Here is a 19,447-nt window from a genome sequence, read left to right as displayed (position 1 = left end):
ACATGAAAAGAATATTGATAACTGGAGGAGCCGGATTTGTAGGCTCACATTTGTGCAAAAGATTACTGAATGAAGGAAACGAGGTAATTTGTCTCGATAATTACTTTACCGGAACTAAATCTAATATTATTGATTTAATCGATAATCCGTATTTTGAAATGGTAAGACACGACATAACAGAATCTTATTATGCTGAGGTAGACGAGATTTACAACTTGGCCTGCCCGGCATCTCCGGTGCATTACCAGTACAATCCAATAAAGACCATAAAAACTTCTGTTATGGGAGCAATTAATGTACTGGGATTAGCAAAACGCGTCAGAGCCAAAGTCCTTCAGGCCAGTACAAGTGAAGTATATGGCGATCCTTTGGTACATCCTCAAACGGAAAGTTATTGGGGACACGTAAACCCAATAGGCATTCGCTCTTGTTATGATGAAGGAAAACGCTGCGCCGAGACTTTATTTATGGATTATCACAACCAGAATAAAGTTGCCATTAAAATCGTCCGAATATTTAATACCTATGGCCCAAACATGAATCCGTCAGATGGGAGAGTTGTTTCTAATTTTATTGTACAAGCACTGCAGGAAAAAGATATTACCATTTTTGGAGACGGTTTGCAAACCCGTTCTTTTCAATATGTTGATGATTTAGTCGAAGGCATGATTAGGATGATGGGTACAGATCGTGATTTTTTAGGGCCGGTAAATTTAGGGAACCCCAATGAGTTTACAATGCTCGAACTTGCTCAGGCAATTATTGAATTAACTGGTTCAAAATCTAAAATTATTCATCTCGGTTTACCGCAGGACGACCCCAAACAAAGACAGCCGGATATTTCTCTGGCCCATAATAAACTAAATGGCTGGGAGCCCAAAATACAATTGCGGGAAGGTTTGGTTTCTACTATTGACTATTTTGACAAACTATTGCTGCATCAGGAGAAAGCTTCTTTTTCTCAATTTCCTTATTAAGGAAATTAATACAGGGATTTTAAGTTAAAACTTTGATTTTTAAGGGTTTTAACGACAATTGAGGTGGTTCATCGAGAACTTTTTTTAGTAGAAATCTTTTGTTTTAGTTTTATATGGAAATTATGTGAAATTTTTATCTTAAAAATATAATTATTTATGAGAATTACCATAATTACAGTGTGTTACAATCGCAAAGCCACGATAGAAAAAGCAATTCAAAGTGTGCTGGCGCAAAATTATCATGACATAGAATACATCATTATCGATGGCAGTTCTACAGATGGAACACAGGAAATTATTGAGTCTTATCGAGATAGGATATCCAAGTACATTTCTGAACCGGATAAAGGCATGTACGATGCTATTAACAAAGGGCTTCAATTGGCAACGGGAGATGTTATTGGTTTAATGCATTCTGATGATGAATTTTTTGACAAAAAGGCTGTAACAAGAATTGCAGCCCGTTTTGATTATGAGCCCAATATAGATGGGGTTTATGGTGATGGAATTTATGTTTCAAATGATAAAGAGGAACGTTTGGTCCGCGATAGAATAGGAGGTGTTTTTAGCCTTAAAAGAGTTAAAAAAGGCTGGCTGCCTTTGCATCCTACTGTTTATTTAAAGAAAGCTGTAATTGATAAACATGGTCTGTACAACCTTGATTTTAAAATAGCATCTGATACTGAATTTTTGCTCCGCTATTTATACAAACATAAAATAAACATGAGTTATATCGATGCCTATATCGTTAAAATGAGAATGGGAGGTATGAGTACCAGTTTAAAACGCGCCTTTGAAGTTTTATACGAAGATTATAAAATTTATAAGTTTTACGGTTTAGCCGCAATATTGGTTGTCTTTCTTAAAAAAAGTATCGCTTTGAGACAGTATATAGTTCATTAATAAAGAGGATAAATATTGATTCATCAGTATTTTTTTTTTGAGGAGAGAGAGAACATAACTTAAAAGTGAGTTTTATTTCAATAGAATTTAGAGTAATTAAAAAATACTAAAAACATACTACGATGAACATGAAGAAAATTTTACTTCCGATAATTTTATTGCTTTTATTGATGTTTCAGTCTTGTACCACAAAGAAAGAAATGCTGTATTTACAAGATCTGGACAGCTATGCAAATTCGAATTTAAATTATGTGTCAACAAAAATACAGCCCAATGATATTTTAAAAATTGACGTAGGAGACATCAACCCTCTGGTAGCGGCGCCATTTAATATTAGTGCTGGAACTACCGGCGGACAAACATCAGTAGAAATGATGAAATTAACGGGGTATTTGGTTACTCCTCAGGGAAATATCACCATGCCTATTTTAAACGAAATTAAAGTTGGAGGCCTGACACCGGCCAATGCAGAGCTCAAAATAAAAGAGCGTTTGATTAGTGAAGGCTATTTAGTAAATCCTACCGTGCAGGTGCGGGTACTCAATAATAAATTTACCATTTTGGGAGAAGTAAATTCTCCCGGTGTAATACCTTTTAGTGAAGAATCTATCAGCCTGCTCGATGCAATAGGACTGGCAAAAGACTTAACCTATTCAGCAGTTCGGAAAGATATAAAATTGATTAGAGAAGTAGATGGAAAACGTTTAGTTTATCATGTTGACCTGACTACAGCTTCCTGGATGTCTAACCCAAATTTTCGAATCAGGCAGAACGATGTTATTGTTGTAGAACCCAATAAACTAAAAGCAAACAGCGGTGGTTTAATTAAAGATCCAATACAAGTATTGGGTATAACAGCTTCTCTTCTAGCAGTCGTTTTACTTATTGCACAATGACAAAGTAAAAAAGAGCAGTTCAAATTATGCTTATTGTTATAAATACTGTTGTATAATTAATTGAATAATTATGGATTTTAAAAAAGAATTTTTAAAGTATCTCAAGTATTGGCCTTGGTTCCTGTTTAGTTTAATTTTATGTGTAGGCGCGGCGTTCATTTTTATCAAAATAGTTCCGCCAACTTACCAAACTTCGGCTTTGATCTTTATTGATAAAAAACAAGAAGATAAAACAAAAATTATAACTATCAGCACAGACCAAAAAAGTAATGAATATAATTTAGACGATGAAATCAGGCTTATTACGTCTAATGAGTTTTTGCTGGGTGTAGTTAAGAATTTGAATTTAAATGTGAGTTATTTTGAAAAAGTATATGCCATACAAAATAAATATATAAACGAAGTTCCCTTTATTTTAAAACTTACGGTTGCTAAAGATTCGCTGCCGCAGGTTTCGTATGAAATTAAAATAGATAAAGCAGGATTTATTATCACCAATCCAGATACAGAAAAAAGTTATAGAGTTAAAGGATATGAAGGAGACCAGGAAATAAAAGATCTTCCGTTTAAAATTAAATTAGCTTCAAAAGTAAAGAAAAACCCTTCCTATTATTTCGATAACGAATATAAAATAAGTCTTGAACCAACAGATATTGCATTAAAGAATTTAAAGTCATCTTTAATTGTTTTATCCGATGAAAAGTCAAAAGGAACAATAGAATTAAACCATATTGGTTCAAGTCCCGTACATTCAAGAAAAATATTAAATGAAATCATCGTTTTACTGGATAAAAGCATTGTAATCAACAAGCAAAAAACCTTTACCAATACGGTTGCTTATTTAAATCAAAGGATAAAAAGTTTCACTAAAGAAAAAGATTCCATAGAAAGTGTAAAAGAAAGATATCTGCAAAACAATGAAATAGGGGTAATGGACAATTATATTGCCGAAAAAACTGCCGACAGGAGCCAGAAAAATGAAAGTTCTTTACTCAACGAAAAACAAATTTCACTAGCCAATTATGCCATTAACGATATCAGGAAATCTGATGCTGCACAGGCTTTGGGAACAAATTATAATTTAGAATCAACGATAGTCAATCAAATGCTTTTAAATTATAATGCAAAACTTATGGATAGTGAACTGATCCTGCAGAGAGCACAAAAAAACAATCCGGCCTATATAACTTTAATGACCCAGTTAAAGGTTCAAAAACAAGAAATATTAAATAGTTTAGAAGGTTATTTAAACTTTTTAAACCAAACCAATATAGCCAACAAATCGCAGCAAAGCATCGCCGAATCAAAAGTTAAAAGCATTCCTACACAAGATAAAATATTGGGCAACATCAATAGTAATCTTAGTATGAAAGAAGAAACGTATGTGGCATTATTGCAAAAAAAGGAAGAAGCGGTTTTGAACGGAGCAATTTTAGAATCAAATTTAAAGACCTTAAATGCACCCGAAACAAATTATTCGGCAATTTTTCCTCAGCCCAAATCATTTATGATTGGAGCATTTTTATTTGGTTTACTGCTGCCTTTCGGAATAATATATGTTCGTTTATACCTTGATACCAAAATACATAACGAAGAAGATATTCAAAAAGTAATTAACAATATTCCTATTCTGGGACATATTCCTAAAATAAATACCAATGAAAAGTTAGAAAACACTGCTACTTCCCGCTCATTAATAGCAGAGGCAACACGTACCTTGGTTTCAAACATACGTTACCTGCTGCATAAAAAAAAGGAAGACAAAGGAAACATAATACTGTTTACCTCTTCTATTCAGGGAGAAGGAAAATCCTTTTGTGCTTTTCATAATGCTGTAACAATTAGTAACCTTAATAAAAAAGTATTATTAATTGGTGTTGATTTAAGAAATCCGCAATTGCATGAATATTTCAATATCAATAAAAACGTATCAGGTCTTACCAATTATCTGGCGAATAAAAATGATGACTGGAAAGAATTCCTGCAAAAAGATACTAATTATTCTAAAAACCTTGATATCCTGCTCGCAGGAGAAGTTCCTCCTAATCCCTCTCAATTAATAACCAATTCTAATTTTGAAGTATTGATTGAAGAAGCAAAGGATCTTTATGATTTTATAATATTAGATACTGCTCCGGTACAAATAGTATCAGACACACTCAATTTTAGCCATTTGGCTGATGTTACTGTATTTGTTGTAAAATATGATTATACAGATAAGAGTAATTTAGTTCATATAAATAATTTTATTAAAAAAGAACAATTAAAAAATGTTGGTATTCTTATCAATGCAGTGAATATGAAAACCGCATACGGATATGGTTACGGCCCCAACTATGGATATCACTATCAGGAAACAAAAATAAAGAGACCCTGGTACAAAAAAAGTCTTAGAATAAAAGAAGCTTAAGCTTATGTTTTTTCTTACTGCAAATTTACCTCAAACAATAAAAAGTATATTGCTGAAAACTAAATAATGTAAAATGCTGCAAAAAATAGTTCTGTTGATACTGCTTTTAGTTATTGGTATTGTTTTTTATTTTTCCTGGCTGCCTGATCCTGGTTTAAGAAGCGAAAGTTATTTGCCAAAATGGCTTTTGAATTGGAGTAATCATTATTACAACCTGCGTACCGCTGTTCCTTTTTTAGCCGTTGGTTTTCTGTTAGAAGCCTATGAGCAAAAAAGTTCAAATGAAATAAATCAAATCAAAAATTTAAATTTCATACAAAACATAGGTATAGCAGCAATAATTGTTTGTATAGCCGAAGGAGGGCAGTTTATAGTTCAAAAAAGAAATCCCGATTTAATGGATGTTTTTTACGGAATTATAGGAAGTTTAGCAGGAGGATTGTTTTACAATTTATTGAAAAAATTAAAAAATGCGAAACAGACATAAATTTACCTTCATAATTTGCTGTGCAATTGCAGATATGATCGCTATGATACTTGGTACTATAGTGTTTTTGAATTTTGCAGGCGAAGAGAAGATTGGCTGGAATGCCTTGTTTCTGGATAAAATGATCCCTATTACAATTTTAAGCTGGTTATTTTCTGTAACCTATTTTCAATTGTACAGAATAGATGTTCTTTTTAGCCTGGAATACTTTTTTCGTAACAGCTGGCGTGCTTTTTTTACACAAAGAATCCTATGGCACAGCTATATTTTTATTTTTCAGGATAACGTTCTTTACTTTTTTGGAAGCCGGGCCAATTTATTTCAATTGAGTTTTTTGCTGTTCTATTTTCTGCTGTCCAGAATCTTGTTTACGCTGGTTATAGGAGAAATTAAAGGATGGGTTTTTAAACAATATACAGTTGCAATATGGGGATTTAATAAAACCAGTATCGAATTAGCGTCTCATTTAGAAAACAATTCCTTTTTTATTCAATTTGTGGGTATTATCAACGAAAATGCTGCTGCAGATTATAAAAGCAATGAAGAATTTAGCGAAGCCTTGTCCGAAGCTATTCATAATGCATCAAAAGAGAATATTAATGAATTGTATATTGTATCTAAACCGGATTTTATTTCAGATTTGAATTATTTTTTTGAGCTTGGCGATAAATATTGTATGCGTTTAAAATTTGTTCCTGATTTTTCATCCATTTCAAAAAAGCATTTCAATTCCAGCCATTTAAATAATTTTCACGTTATTAAACCTCGTTTTGAGCCATTACAAAATGCCTATAACCGATTAATTAAGAGAATATTCGATCTTGTTTTTAGTATAATGGTCATTGTTTTTATCATGTCGTGGCTCTATCCTTTGTTAGCCATTCTTATTAAAAGACAGAGCAAAGGGCCGGTTTTATTCAGGCAGCTGCGAACTGGTAAAAAAAATGAACCCTTTTGGTGTTATAAGTTTCGAAGTATGTATATAAATTCTGGCGACGAAAGCCAGCAGGCCAGAAAAGGAGATTCGCGGGTCACGCCAATTGGGAAATTTCTCCGAAGGACAAGTTTAGATGAAATGCCCCAGTTTTTTAATGTTTTGATGGGAAATATGAGTATAGTTGGGCCGCGCCCTCACATGATCAAGCACACAACAGATTACAATTGTCATATTAATAATTTTATGGTTCGTCATTTTGTCAAACCGGGAATTACGGGGCTGGCCCAGGTTTCAGGACTCAGGGGAGAAACTAAAAGAGTCGTCGACATGAAACGCCGCGTTACAACAGATATACATTATCTGCAGCGCTGGAGTTTAATTACTGATATTAAGATTTGCTTATTAACCGTTATTGTAACCTTGAAAGGGGATAAAAATGCTTTTTAAATTTAAAAAATAGAAATTATGGATATTACTAATTATTTTATTGGTGTACTCACCGGAGTTTCCGTGACAACCTTTTTTATTGGAAAAGAATGGTATAAATATTATACCAAATACACGATTCAGCAAAAACAACTAGATCGGGTTTTAAAATTGAATGATAAAATAAAAAAGTTAAAAAACTTAAGTACCGTAGAAACTCCAAAGCTTAACGCAGGTATTTAAGATTTTTTCTAATTTACAATTTAACTCAAACACTTACAGCTTAAAAAGAAACCAACAAGACTGCTGCCTTTTTATGAAATGAAACCGCAGCGTTGATTTTTTACTTCTTTACTAATATTTATGCCAAGAACCACCTACAAATAAACTGCACTCAAAAGTTTACACAATTTATAACCAAATTTGATAAAAAAATGAGCTCGATATTGTATTGGGCTCATTCCTTTTGGTTATCTCAATTCTTGTTGTCGTACTACCTTTAGACACTCTTTAATTTCTTGTTTTAAATATTTTAGGTCTTAAATTTCATGATATAAAATAGCTCTGATTTTATATTCCAAAAGAAATTTTCTATCACTGTATTATTAAATATAATTTATTTATAAGAAAAAATAAATGCTAATTCTTAAGAAATGATCAGAAAAAAAAGAGTTTTAGTTAGGGACAATAAAGGGATTTTTTTAAAGATGTTTAAAAGAAAATTTAAAAATGACTTCGAATTTTCTGAAGACTCTTTTTTATTGAAAAACGAGAATAAATCAAACCATTATGATTACTCCGTATTTGTCATCTACGAGTATTCGGAACTTGTAGAGTTTTTCAAATTAGAGAGTATAAAAGCAAATTTTATGGTTTGTTTATTTAGTAAACATCTTTACAATAGTATGTCGTTAATAGGCGAAATCAAAGGTTTATTTTTAATAGATGCCTCAAAAACCAAAATAGAAGTTTTACAGGATTTAAAGTTCAATTTTAAGAAATCTTCAAGCCTGATCCCAAAATTACCGGATAAGAAATTTGTAATATCCAATAGGATCGAAAAACAGCTTGAAATATTGCAAAGAGCACTATATTTTATGATGTAATTTATAAATCATTAAAAGTTAAAAACCATCCGCCGCCGCGGATGGTTTTTTTTTATGTCTATTTTATGTCTGGCCTTGGAATAGTGATACATAAGTCCATAATTATTAACTTTATCTAAGAAGTCATTATATTTATACTAAATTTTGTGCGTTTATATTATTATCATCTTTTGAAAATTAAAGAATATGAAAAAATTGATAATCATTGCATTATTACTATTTGCCGGTAATTTACTGAATGCGCAAGTAGGTATAGGTACAATTACTCCAGGCAACACTTTAGAAATAAACAGCAGTACAACTGGAGAAAGCGGATTGAGGTTTACTCAATTAAATTCCAATTCAGCAGCTGTTTCAAATACGCCGGCAAAGGTGTTAGGGCTAAATACTGCAGGAGATGTTGTTTTTACCGCATTATACCCGCAGGTAGTGTCGGTAAATACAACTCTGGATGCCAATACTCCTGCGAATACAACGTTAACATTGGGGGAACTAGAGTTTCGAACAGATAAAACGACTACAGGAAATACAGGAAATATACAAATTCGATCCAGTACTGCCAGTACACTTGTAGTTACAATTTTAGGACATGAGGAATGGAGCGGAGGTTCAAGTAATTATATAGCCGTAAGCTCCACTCTTAATAACAATTCGGGAGCATTCACTACTTTTTCGGTTGGCAGTTTGAACTCAAATGAAGTACTAATTTATAGAATTGGAACAGCCGGAGGCGGGTTTTATCAAATCACATTACTTAATAGGAATGATACTGATATATTTGTAATAGGAGAAAAATTAAAATAAAAACACCTGCAAAAACTTATTACAGGTGTTTAATTAAATATTTTTGTCTATAAAGTATTGCTTATTTAAGCATCCCCATTTGCTATTGCCGTAAGTGCTGAAATAGAAGGAAGAAGCAGATAAGCAGTTCCGCGGGTAACAACAAATTGAGGCAGAGGTCCATCAATAACGATGTTGTTTCCATCTTCCATAGGAATTGTAAAATTAGGATCAATATTGCCCGGTAAAGGCACAATACGATTAGCAACTAAAGGATCTTGCGGTGTATTTTCTGCAGGGTCAAAAACATCACTAAAATTATTCAGGTTAATCCAGTTGTAAAGTGTTTCAAACTGACTGCTTAAATCTCCACAAAGGAATAAACCAATCAATCCACGGTCGGCATCTGGATCAATTGATAAAGGCGGGCCGTATGGCATTCCACGTCTTATAATACGCGGTACAGTATCTGAACCAGCCACATCAACTCCTTCATCACGCGGATTTGATACTCTTGTATGTGCAGAAAACGGACATTTAAGCCCTTTCATATCATCTTTTAAATAGCCAAAATCGGTACTTTTAGAAGTACTATGTTCAGGTTTGTCTGGCGAAAGAACCAGCGGAGAACCATTTCTCCATCTTCCGCACATTTTTGCAGCAAGCCATTCTTCCGTATACTCTTTTGTGTTCATAATTTTCGGTGCGATTACTTCAGACTGCTTCTCCAGAAAATCGTTAAATGCTTCAACATCCTGATAAAGAATCCTAAACGCATTATAACAGCCGTTTTTAGCAAACGCAGCTTCTGGGCCGGAAAGAGGACCTGGAATTGGATTTGGGAGCGTACTGTAACCTATCAAAAAGTTATTAAGATCCTGCTGGTCTTTCCCTGCAGGATTTTCATTCAAATCGGGTTCATCAATCGAATCCCGGTAGCTAAAATGAATATAATCTGACGGCACTAACAAATATTGCTCTAACCTCCCGCTTTCTGAATTTAATGGCTTTAGCTCCGTAACCATTCCATTACTTTTTAAAGCAGCATCATTTATAATGCCCACGATTTTTTCCTGCGCAGCTGGGTTCATTGCATAAGCATGCACAACACAATGTACATCATCATTATTGAACTTTTTATTCCACCATTCAGCAGGATCGCCTGCGCCATAATCTCCCAGTGACTGCTGTGCATTATTTACATCCCATGGGCCTTTTTTAAAAGTAGAAGGAAAGCTGGAGTTTGGAACATCAAGATTTGGTTTTACAATCCCAATTCCTATAGCACTAAGACCAATATTCAGCATGATTTCAGGCTTTAAGGCACCCCAGTCTTCTGCACTTTGCAGATACGGAAGCAGATCCTTAAAAAATTCCCTGATATATTTCAAATTAGTACCCTCCTGATTGAATTTAAAAAGCATATGTACTGAACATGGATGCGTATATCCATTTATGATAAGCCCTTGTATATCATTTAATTCAGGTTTTGCAGGCTGAGGCGTTTGTGTATAATTCATAAGATTAAGTTTTTAATTAAAGAAAAAAACAGCCGGATCAAATGACACAGCTGTAATTGTTTATACTTTTTCTTATTTCTTATTTAGAAAATTTTGCTACAATTTGCTTTACTGATTGCGGGTAAGCATAATAAAGATCCTGAGACTGGCTAAGATTACGCTCATTAATAAAGTTCGAAAAGATAGTATACGTAATCTGGTCAGGATTAGTTGGAAAATCTGCGGGTTTATTAGCCCATAAACTAATAATTACAAGGAACGCAGCTTTAATTGTAGTCGAATTATTGAAAAATGCCTCTAAGTAAGAATTCATATTTCCGTCAAATTCTGTTATAACTAAAATTCCAGCTATACCTTTTCCGTTAGTATTGGGTACAAGAGCAATTCTGGCATAATGCACAATTGCCATTTTATCTAAAGCAGCCTTAGTAACGGCGCTATTAAAGCCTTGATAAGCGGCCTGAGCTGTTGCCTGAGCTTCATCAGTTTGATAAATAGGAACATACATAGTTAATGGATTCACAGTTTGCATAATAATTTTGTTTTTGGATTTTGCTTACTCTTTTATTCCGTTTTCAGCATCGCGGGGTATTAATTTAGGGTAATTGTTTAAAGCCGAAAGTACTGGAGATATAGACTGTATTGTTAAAAAATGACATAAAACGGTTATTATTAGTCATAAAGGAGATTTTATGCAGGATAAGATTTTTTATAAGAAAATAAAGTATTGGGTATTTAGGATGGGGTGTTTTTTGAAGTTACAAACACAGGTATTTTTAAGTGTAATTGAAATGAATGTATTGTCTTATGTTTCAATGCTTTGTGTGCTGCACAGAAGTTTGGATTACCAGAAATACAAAAGCGTGCAGCATTTATGATTAAACCTGAAAATAGGAGGGTAAGTTGGTATAAAAAGATCATTTTTTATTAGCTGCAAAAAAAAAATCAGGATTATTTCATTTAAAAGGAAATTCTACTTTAAGATTGATTTTAACTGCTATTTGTTAATATGTAATGTTTTGAAATAGTGTATTTTAACTTTTTTTTATTAAATTTGATATTACAATTTCTAGCAATAGCGATTATGGAAAAATTAAAACGCCCGGTTTATCTTAAAGCCGGTACTGATGATTTTTTTAAAAAGTTACGCACAGAAGTGAACGAAACTGTTTTGCAAAATTCATCATTGTACCTTTTAAACGTTGTAAAGTCTTTAGGCCTTTTGTTTTTGTTTTTTTTATTTTATGGCTGTATTTTGTTTTTTGGAAACAGTACACCTTTACTTTTCCTTTTTTATATTCTGTGTGGTTTTACCATGATTGTGCTTTTTATAAATGCTTTTCATGATGCAGCGCATGGGGCTTTGTTTAAAAAAGCAAAACACAACGAATGGTTCTTATATGTTTTAGAACTTTTTGGAAGCAATCACTGGCTCTGGATGCGCCGCCACATCAATCTGCATCATGCTTACCCAAACGTTCAGGATTGGGATATTGATATTAAACAAAGCGATATAATTCGGATTTTTCCAAACAGTCCGGTGCTTAAATATCATAAATACCAGCACATTTACATGTGGTTTATTTACCCGCTTTACAGCCTAAACTGGATTTACATTCGGGATTTTAAAGATTTTTTTGGGAACAAAAACAATTACGTAAAAAAGATTGTTGACACAATCCCGCAAAAGCAGGTATTTATATTATTTACTGCAAAAATTATAAACCTGTTTTACATCCTTTTTATCCCAATGATTTTGCTTAATCAGCCTTGGTATTTGGTTTTGGCAGGATGGTTAGCCATGCATTTATTCGGAAGTGTTTTGGGAGTTGTAGCACTTGTTTCTACCCATGTTGATGAAGATGCTAATTTTCCCGGAACAGACGAAGAAGGAAATCTATCTGCAACCTGGGCTTTACATCAAATGATTGTCACCAAAGATTTTAGTACAAATAGCAAGCTGGCCAATTTTTTATACGGAGGTTTTACACATCATGTGGCGCACCATCTTTTTCCGGGTGTTGGTCATACGTATTATCCTTACATTACGCCAATTATAATAAAATATGCAAAAGAATATGATCTTCCCTATACTTCATATCCTTTTTATCATGCTGTACGCTCTCATTTCAGGATGTTAAAAAACAAAGGTATTAAAGAAAATATTTTAATAACGGGAGAGATTTAAAGGTTAAATTATACTTGTTTTTTATCGTTATACCATACACAACTTCTTCAGGACAATCTTCTTTCTATCGGTCTAATTGGGCAGTGTTCCAAATTAGGTGTTTTTGAAAAATACAACCGTAAGATCAATAAAACTATGCTGAAATTAATTTTAACAGGCAGTCTTTATGATTGTCTGCTGCATTGTTATGTTTATAAATTGCAAAAAAACCGATCTAATTTAACTTATTATCAGATTAGGTGGTAAAACGTTCTAAGATATGAGAAAAAAAGACATAAAAAAAGAGGCTGATTTTTTTATGCAACATTAAGATTCTGTTATAGAGCAAATTAAGTGTAAATATATCTGCATATATTGATTAATTATGCTAACTTTATTCTTACAAAATCAATATTTTATTAAATGAGTCGTGATTTTTTATTGCAGCTTAGTAACCATTACCTGTTTTGAGTTGTAGTACAGCATTCCATTTTTAATACTGTTTTTGCCATCGATGTGAGTTCGAAGAGCGGAATAAATATTATTGTAATAACGAATATGTCTGACATTATGAAAAAAGAAACCTATGCACAACAAACAAACCTGGAAGATATCCCATACTGCTATCCTTCGACCTGGCCTGCTGATGGGCCAATTGATTTAAATATTCATGATCTTCCGCACCATGAATCACTAATCGAATGGTGGTATCAAAATTGTCATCTTACTTCTAAGGATGGAAAGCGGCTGTCTTTATTTGCTTCTTTTTTCAGAGTGGCAGTAAAAGATGAGATAACAGGAGATCTTAATTATACGCATTCTGTAATCTGGTCTTTATCAGATAAAACGGAAGGAAAATATTATATGGATTCTCTTTTAGATCCGAGTACGCCGGCAGAAATATTAAAAGCTATTAAAAAGAACGATGAAAAGAATGCGGGAAACAAATCGATTCGCCGCGCTCTAAAAGAAGTGTATGAGAAAGGAAATATGCCCCTGCCGGACAGACTTCTTAAGCAGCCTGCGAATATTGGTGCCAAAAAACTTTCTCTTAAATACGATGAAAACTCCTTTAAAAAAAATAAAGAAGGTCATTATCATTTAAAGCTTGAGAATCCATTGAACGGAGTGGTTTGTAAACTTAATTTTATTCCATTAACAGAACCGGTACGGCATGGAAATAATGGATTCGTAAGCGGTATAACGAAAGAAGAAATGTTTTATTATTTTATTCCAAAGTGTGAGGTAAGCGGAAAAGTTCAGATAGGTAACACGGTTTATAAAGTAGAAGGGAACGGCTGGTATGACCATGAATTTAGCAGACCGGCTGATGAAACTTCAACATTTGAATTTAAGCATGAAATGGACTGGAACTGGATAGCGCTGCAGCTAGACAATGGGTATCAGTTATCTGGTTATGATCTTTTTGATAACACAAAAAATGGCGAACATGCCGGAGGTGCTATAGTTATTATTGATCCGAATGGTAAAAGAACAAGCGTAGAGCATTACTCATTTTTACCTGAAAAGTATTGGACAAGTGCCCGAACTTTTATATCCTATCCTGTTTCCTGGAGATTAGAAATACCGCAGCTCACTATTTTTCTTTCTATTACCGCAGATTTTCCCGAACAGGAATTTATTACTATTCTCTCTGCGCCCGCATTTTGGGAAGGCTGTGTAAGTGCCGAAGGAAAATTTATGGATACAGAAGTTTCCGGTCAGGGTTATATTGAAAGAAACGGATTTAGTACCAAAACAAATATCGAAAGTTTCTTAAAAGCAGTAGGCGATACGACCCAAAAATCAGTAGAATCTTTACTGCCTTTAAACCCTAGCGATGAGCAGTTTCACAGGTTGGTTGATAGTCCGCTGGGTGTTACTTTTTTTAGTGAGGAGGATAAAGAACAATATGTTTCTTCAGTTATAAAACCCATCAGAGAGATTGTAGACAGGAGTAAAAAAGCCTGGAGGTCTTATGTATTTCTTGCGTGTATAGATAGTGTAGGTGGAAACTCTCAGCCATTTATCGACTGGCTGGCAATGCCGGAGCTGATACATACAGGATCCTTAATTGTAGATGATATTCAGGACAGATCTGACACCCGTAGAGGAGGTACGGCCCTGCATCTTATTTATGGAGAACCACTAGCTATAAATGCAGGTAATATTTGTTATTTTATTGGTGAATTGTTTACACGTTATCCTCATCTTACAGATCATATCAGGTTAAAAGTATATGAACTGTATTTTGAAATGATGCGTGCAGCACATGCAGGTCAGGCAATGGATATCAGCGGACTTCATTTTATGATGCCTGATGCAGTAAAAATTGGAGAAAGTTCGGTTCTTGAAAAAAGAATCTATACCATACATCGGTTAAAAACAGCAGCACCTGCCTGTACATTGGCTAAAATGGGAGGATTGATAGGAGGCGGGAAACCAGAGGAAATAGAGGCACTAAGCAATTTTTTAGAAGCAATTGGTGTTGCTTACCAAATAGTAGATGATGTGTTGAATCTGCAGGGGTATGAAAATAATCTTAAAGATAAAGGAGAAGATATTACTGCCGGAAAAATAACCATGCCAGTTGCAAAAGCGATGGGATTATTGCCTTTAAATCAACGCGAATACGTATGGAAAACTCTTCAGACCATGCCAACGGATACAGCGGTAATAGCATCGATAATTCATTTATTGCAAGATTGCGGAGCCATTGAAGCATGCCGTCAAGAAGCAGAAGAACTTGTCGAAGAAGCATGGAAAAAGCTTGATAAACTCCTGCCAGACTCATTTTTTAAAGTAAGATTGCGTGCCTTTGGCTGGTATGCATTAAAAAAGGAATAATTTTAAAAATTTACTTCAAAACCGGAATTTTCACAAAGCTGTCATTATACCATTTTATTTGCAAAGGCTCTTTTGCATCACGAATAGTTTCATCGCTTACTTCTTTTCCGGTTCCGTAATTTAACTGCGAAAACGGATTTTTATTTATAGTAACGGCAATCAATAAACGGCTTCCTTTACTTAGCTGCTTACTCACGAAATGAGTATTAGTAAAGGAGATCGTTTCAATTTTATTAGGGACTAAAAGCTGTCTTTTTTCAATGTTTTTTGCATAACTGGCACGGCCTATGTAATATGATAAATGAAAATATTCTCCATTTGGCGTAACTTCATAAAGCGTAACGCCCAGATCCATATCTTTTTTGTTTATGCTGCATTTGATTTCTCCTAAAAAGGACCCATTTACAATTAAAGCTTCTTTTAAGGGTTCGCTTATAAAAAAACAGCCGTCATTTACGTTAACATCTTTACGAATAATTGGGCTGGGATAATAATTATTATTACTGATTTGTCGGTCTTTAAAATCAACTTCCTGCGATAAGAATTCTTTTTCCTTAGGCTTTTGATAATCGGCCAGATAAAAATCTCCGGATTTATTTGCTGTTAAATAGAAAGTCAGGAAATCATTATGCATTTTTTCAAATGATGAAGCACTTTTCCATTCATTGGCACCCATAACTTCATAATTGATTTTATCTTTTAGAATTTCAGGTTTAGTACCGTTCTTCAAAATAAAATCAAACCATTGATAGGTAATTTTTTTAATGTCAATTAAAGCGTTTGAGTCGACTTTATAATCATTTAAAATGGCTTCGCCGCCAATTTGGGTTCCAAAATGTCCATAAGGTCCAATTACAAGATAAAAAGGTGTTTTCGGACTGTACTTTTGAAGTTCTTTCAAATAATATAAACCTGAGTTTTGAGAATCATTGTAATAACCGTCAAAAGCTAAAACAGGAATATTTATCTGCGAAAAATCATTTTTATAAGGTGCCATTTTCTGCCAGTATTCATCAAATGACGGATGGCTTACCCATTTTTGAAACCATCTGTTAGGTTCGCCGTCAATGCTGTCCAGTTTTTTATAAGCCGCTCCAGATTCCCACCACCTAAATTTTAATCCTCTAAAACGAGGCCTGTTATTATTGGTAACTGTATCAAGATATTTGTTGTTTCCCACATAAAAAGCCCATTCATAATTTGGGTTTATAAAAACATTGTTTTCCATTGGCAGTCCCATTCCCGGTCTGTTTGCTACGTAAGGAACAATTGTTTTAAGTGCAGGATGCATCTTTTTGCAAGCCGCCCATTGCGTAAATCCATTATAACTTCCGCCATACATTCCAATGCTTCCGTTACACCATTTTTGTTTGCTGATCCAGTCTATAGCATCATAAACATCGCTGTTTTCATTTTCATACGGATCAATTTCGTTAGGGCTGAAACGTTTTCCCCGAGAGTAAACAATTACGCCTGTATAACCTTTATCAACAGATTCTTTTATGGTTTTAAGATCTCTGCCTTTGTCACGAACATAAATCGTATATTGAAGAATTACAGGTTTTGCATCGTTATCATTTTTTTTGCGGGCAACCATTGCAGATAATATTGCGCCGTCTCGTGCTGTAATCGAAACACTGTCCTGAATATCGTAATCACTCTCGTTACTTGCTAATTTTGTGGCTTTTGTCTGTTGTGCAGAAAGCTGGCAGACCAAAAAAAATAAACTCAGAAATAAAAACAATGCTTTATTATTCATCATTAGTAAGTTTTTTTAAGTTGAACGAATTTAATTAAAATTTATATATTTACTTCAATAATGACTCAAATTATAACTTCATGTTACAATACATCAAATCTTCGTTTTTTTTAATATGTTTTTGCTGGATGATTTCAGCGAAAGCACAAAATGAAGCTTATGCAGAACCTGTAGAGCATAAAATTGAGGACACAACTTTTGTAAACCTTAAAGAGTACAGCAAAGATTTTATTTATGATATGAAATATGCCACAGATGATAATTTCCTGAAGGCTAAAGTGTATGATTGTGCAGAATGTTTCCTGCGATTAAAAACGGTTAAAGCTTTAATCGAAGCCAATAAAGATTTTATTAAAAAAGGATATAAAATAAAACTGTACGATTGTTACAGACCTTTATCGATCCAGCAGAAGATGTGGACGATTGTATCGAATCCCGAATATGTTGCAGATCCAAAAAAAGGCTCCATCCACAATAGAGGAGGAGCCGTAGATATTTCGTTAGTTGATGCAAACGGAAAAGAACTTGAAATGGGAACCGCTTTTGACTTTTTTGGACCTGAAGCCGGTCACAACTACACTAAATTTTCTAAAGAAATTTTGGCAAACCGAAAATTCCTTAAAAAAATAATGATTCAAAACGGTTTCAATTCGTTTGATTCAGAATGGTGGCATTATAATTTAAAAACCGGATTAAAAGACCCGGTTGCGAATCAAAAGTGGAATTGCGAATAATAATTAATTCAAGTTGTTAGTTAATAGTTTTATTTAATTGTATTGATAAAACATAATCACTGTTGAATGTGCTTCAACATATTTACAACCAACGAGTTATAATAATAAAAAGACTATAAAACTTCACGGCAAAAAAAAATAATTTCAACGGGTTATTTAGATACAATTGTTCGCTAGAAAAGAAAAAACTATTACCAATAAATCAGTGAGACAGGAGTTTTTAGTTGAGTTTTTTTTTTCGTATTTTCGTTTAACCAAAAATACCCGGTTTCAAAATTCCCAACTTCATTAAGCATCAAAATGTTAGATTGTAAAATACAATGGTTAAAATGAGATTAATTAACATAATAACATTAAATATTTAAAAGTGAAAAATTCAATATTATTACTCATTTGTCTTTTATTTTCATTTTTATCTTTCTCACAAATAGGGATAAATAATATAGACCCAAAAGCAACGCTTGATGTTACTGGTACACCATCAGTAATTACAGTTCCTGATGGTGTAATACCTCCCAGAATTACAAGAGCTGAACTTATTAATAAAACAGCATATTCTACAGCGCAACTTGGAGCTATGTTGTTTGTAACAGATTTAAGTGGTTCTACAAATACTGCAACAGCAAACGTTACAGAGGTAGGCTATTATTATTTTGATGGTTTAAACTGGCAAAAAATTGCAGGTCAAAAAATTGCGGAATATGGTCAAATAACACAAGCTGTTTGGAGTTCTGATTTTAACGGTTACGTAAAATTAGACGGCAGGGCAAAAACAAGTTTAACAGCCACCCAACAAGCCCATGCTACTGCTTTGGGTATTGGGGCTAATTTGCCAATGGCTGACAATACACCTGAATATCTCTACGCTAAGTTATCTTCAACAATAACTAATGTCGTTCAAACATTAACAAATTTTACGGCTATTGCTGGAAACATGACGATAAACACGGGCGTAGTTACACTAAAAGCCAATAAAATTTACGATATTGAGTGTATTATAGGCTCAATCGGGACTCCTGGATATTCTGCATATGCTTTTTATGAATTGCAAAACGCTACAACTGGCGTAATTTTGCCATCTGCAAATACTGGATTTTTTGGAGATTCTCGTAGTGCTGCTTATGGAGATATTGGGGATATAGCCACGAAAGCCTTAATAAAACCAGCAGTTGACACGGACATAAGAGTAAGAATAACTTCCTGTTCGACGTCTGGTAATATTGACTCAGCTAAAAGCTTTTTAAAAATTGTGCAAGTTGACTCCTTCGGTCAAAGCATTGGCACTACCGCTACCAATACCTTCATTTATTTAGGAAATTAATATTGGAAGGGCTTCTTATAAAACTAACATTGTTTGTTTAATTGAAGCCCAAATATAAGGTAAGCTTTTATTAGAAACCCTTGAAATGTCACTGCATGTATTTTGGAAACATTTTTTGATGTCACTTATTGCTGTTTCTACTCTTCTGCTTCATAAACTTTATGGCAGAACAAT

16 protein-coding genes are annotated in these 19,447 nt (G+C 33.7%); 13 read left to right on the top strand and 3 right to left on the bottom strand.

Annotation, left to right across the window (positions count from 1 at the left end):
- Positions 1–2: 2 nt before the first annotated feature.
- From AABD74_RS19685 to AABD74_RS19645, 9 genes are all read left to right on the top strand, one after another.
- Entirely contained in the window at positions 3–977 is a 975-nt protein-coding gene (locus AABD74_RS19685) for a UDP-glucuronic acid decarboxylase family protein (RefSeq protein ID WP_406844024.1), read from the top strand.
- Between the two features lie 156 nt (positions 978–1,133).
- The gene (locus tag AABD74_RS19680; RefSeq protein ID WP_406844023.1) at positions 1,134–1,880 is read left to right on the top strand and encodes a glycosyltransferase family 2 protein; all 747 of its coding nucleotides are present in this window, start codon (positions 1,134–1,136) and stop codon (positions 1,878–1,880) included.
- A 122-nt stretch (positions 1,881–2,002) separates the two neighbouring features.
- Positions 2,003–2,776, top strand: a complete 774-nt coding sequence (locus tag AABD74_RS19675; RefSeq protein ID WP_406844022.1) for a polysaccharide biosynthesis/export family protein — start codon at positions 2,003–2,005, stop codon at positions 2,774–2,776.
- A 70-nt stretch (positions 2,777–2,846) separates the two neighbouring features.
- Entirely contained in the window at positions 2,847–5,186 is a 2,340-nt protein-coding gene (locus tag AABD74_RS19670) for a polysaccharide biosynthesis tyrosine autokinase (RefSeq protein WP_232682251.1), read from the top strand.
- Between the two features lie 73 nt (positions 5,187–5,259).
- Positions 5,260–5,673 (top strand): VanZ family protein, encoded by a 414-nt coding sequence (locus AABD74_RS19665; protein WP_232682252.1) that lies wholly within the window; start codon positions 5,260–5,262, stop codon positions 5,671–5,673.
- On the top strand, positions 5,657–7,057 hold the full coding sequence (locus tag AABD74_RS19660) for an exopolysaccharide biosynthesis polyprenyl glycosylphosphotransferase (RefSeq protein WP_406844021.1): 1,401 nt from the start codon (positions 5,657–5,659) through the stop codon (positions 7,055–7,057). The genes AABD74_RS19665 and AABD74_RS19660 overlap by 17 nt, the downstream gene beginning before the upstream one ends.
- Positions 7,058–7,075: 18 nt before the next feature.
- A complete protein-coding gene (locus AABD74_RS19655) occupies positions 7,076–7,279 on the top strand; it encodes a hypothetical protein (protein WP_406844020.1) in 204 nt (67 codons plus the stop codon).
- A gap of 464 nt (positions 7,280–7,743) precedes the next feature.
- Positions 7,744–8,142: a hypothetical protein gene (locus AABD74_RS19650; RefSeq protein ID WP_406844019.1), complete on the top strand. Its 399-nt coding sequence runs from the start codon at positions 7,744–7,746 to the stop codon at positions 8,140–8,142.
- Positions 8,143–8,328: 186 nt separating this feature from the next.
- On the top strand, positions 8,329–8,946 hold the full coding sequence (locus AABD74_RS19645; protein WP_406844018.1) for a hypothetical protein: 618 nt from the start codon (positions 8,329–8,331) through the stop codon (positions 8,944–8,946).
- Between the two features lie 65 nt (positions 8,947–9,011).
- Here AABD74_RS19645 and AABD74_RS19640 read toward each other — a convergent pair whose 3' ends face one another.
- Positions 9,012–10,445 carry a Dyp-type peroxidase gene (locus AABD74_RS19640; protein WP_406844017.1) on the bottom strand — a complete coding sequence of 478 codons (1,434 nt, stop codon included), beginning with the start codon at positions 10,443–10,445 and terminating at the stop codon, positions 9,012–9,014.
- A 79-nt stretch (positions 10,446–10,524) separates the two neighbouring features.
- Positions 10,525–10,977, bottom strand: coding sequence for a hypothetical protein (locus tag AABD74_RS19635; RefSeq protein WP_232682258.1), 453 nt, complete (start codon positions 10,975–10,977; stop codon positions 10,525–10,527).
- A 552-nt stretch (positions 10,978–11,529) separates the two neighbouring features.
- On the opposite strand from AABD74_RS19635, the gene AABD74_RS19630 reads away from it, so the two are divergent.
- Both AABD74_RS19630 and AABD74_RS19625 read left to right on the top strand, forming a co-directional pair.
- A complete protein-coding gene (locus AABD74_RS19630) occupies positions 11,530–12,633 on the top strand; it encodes a fatty acid desaturase family protein (protein WP_406844016.1) in 1,104 nt (367 codons plus the stop codon).
- Positions 12,634–13,182: 549 nt separating this feature from the next.
- Positions 13,183–15,459, top strand: a complete 2,277-nt coding sequence (locus tag AABD74_RS19625; protein WP_406844015.1) for a polyprenyl synthetase family protein — start codon at positions 13,183–13,185, stop codon at positions 15,457–15,459.
- A 10-nt stretch (positions 15,460–15,469) separates the two neighbouring features.
- On the opposite strand, the gene AABD74_RS19620 is transcribed toward AABD74_RS19625, so the two are convergent.
- Positions 15,470–17,221 carry a CocE/NonD family hydrolase gene (locus AABD74_RS19620; protein WP_406844014.1) on the bottom strand — a complete coding sequence of 584 codons (1,752 nt, stop codon included), beginning with the start codon at positions 17,219–17,221 and terminating at the stop codon, positions 15,470–15,472.
- Between the two features lie 125 nt (positions 17,222–17,346).
- On the opposite strand from AABD74_RS19620, the gene AABD74_RS19615 reads away from it, so the two are divergent.
- Entirely contained in the window at positions 17,347–17,952 is a 606-nt protein-coding gene (locus tag AABD74_RS19615; RefSeq protein ID WP_406844013.1) for a M15 family metallopeptidase, read from the top strand.
- 367 nt (positions 17,953–18,319) lie between these two features.
- Positions 18,320–19,273 carry a hypothetical protein gene (locus AABD74_RS19610; RefSeq protein ID WP_406844012.1) on the top strand — a complete coding sequence of 318 codons (954 nt, stop codon included), beginning with the start codon at positions 18,320–18,322 and terminating at the stop codon, positions 19,271–19,273.
- Positions 19,274–19,447 lie beyond the last annotated feature (174 nt).

Source organism: Flavobacterium soyae (assembly GCF_045348165.1).
GTDB classification, from domain to species: domain Bacteria; phylum Bacteroidota; class Bacteroidia; order Flavobacteriales; family Flavobacteriaceae; genus Flavobacterium; species Flavobacterium soyae.
Note: the sequence above shows the minus strand (reverse complement) of the source record. Positions and strands in the feature narration are given on the sequence as shown.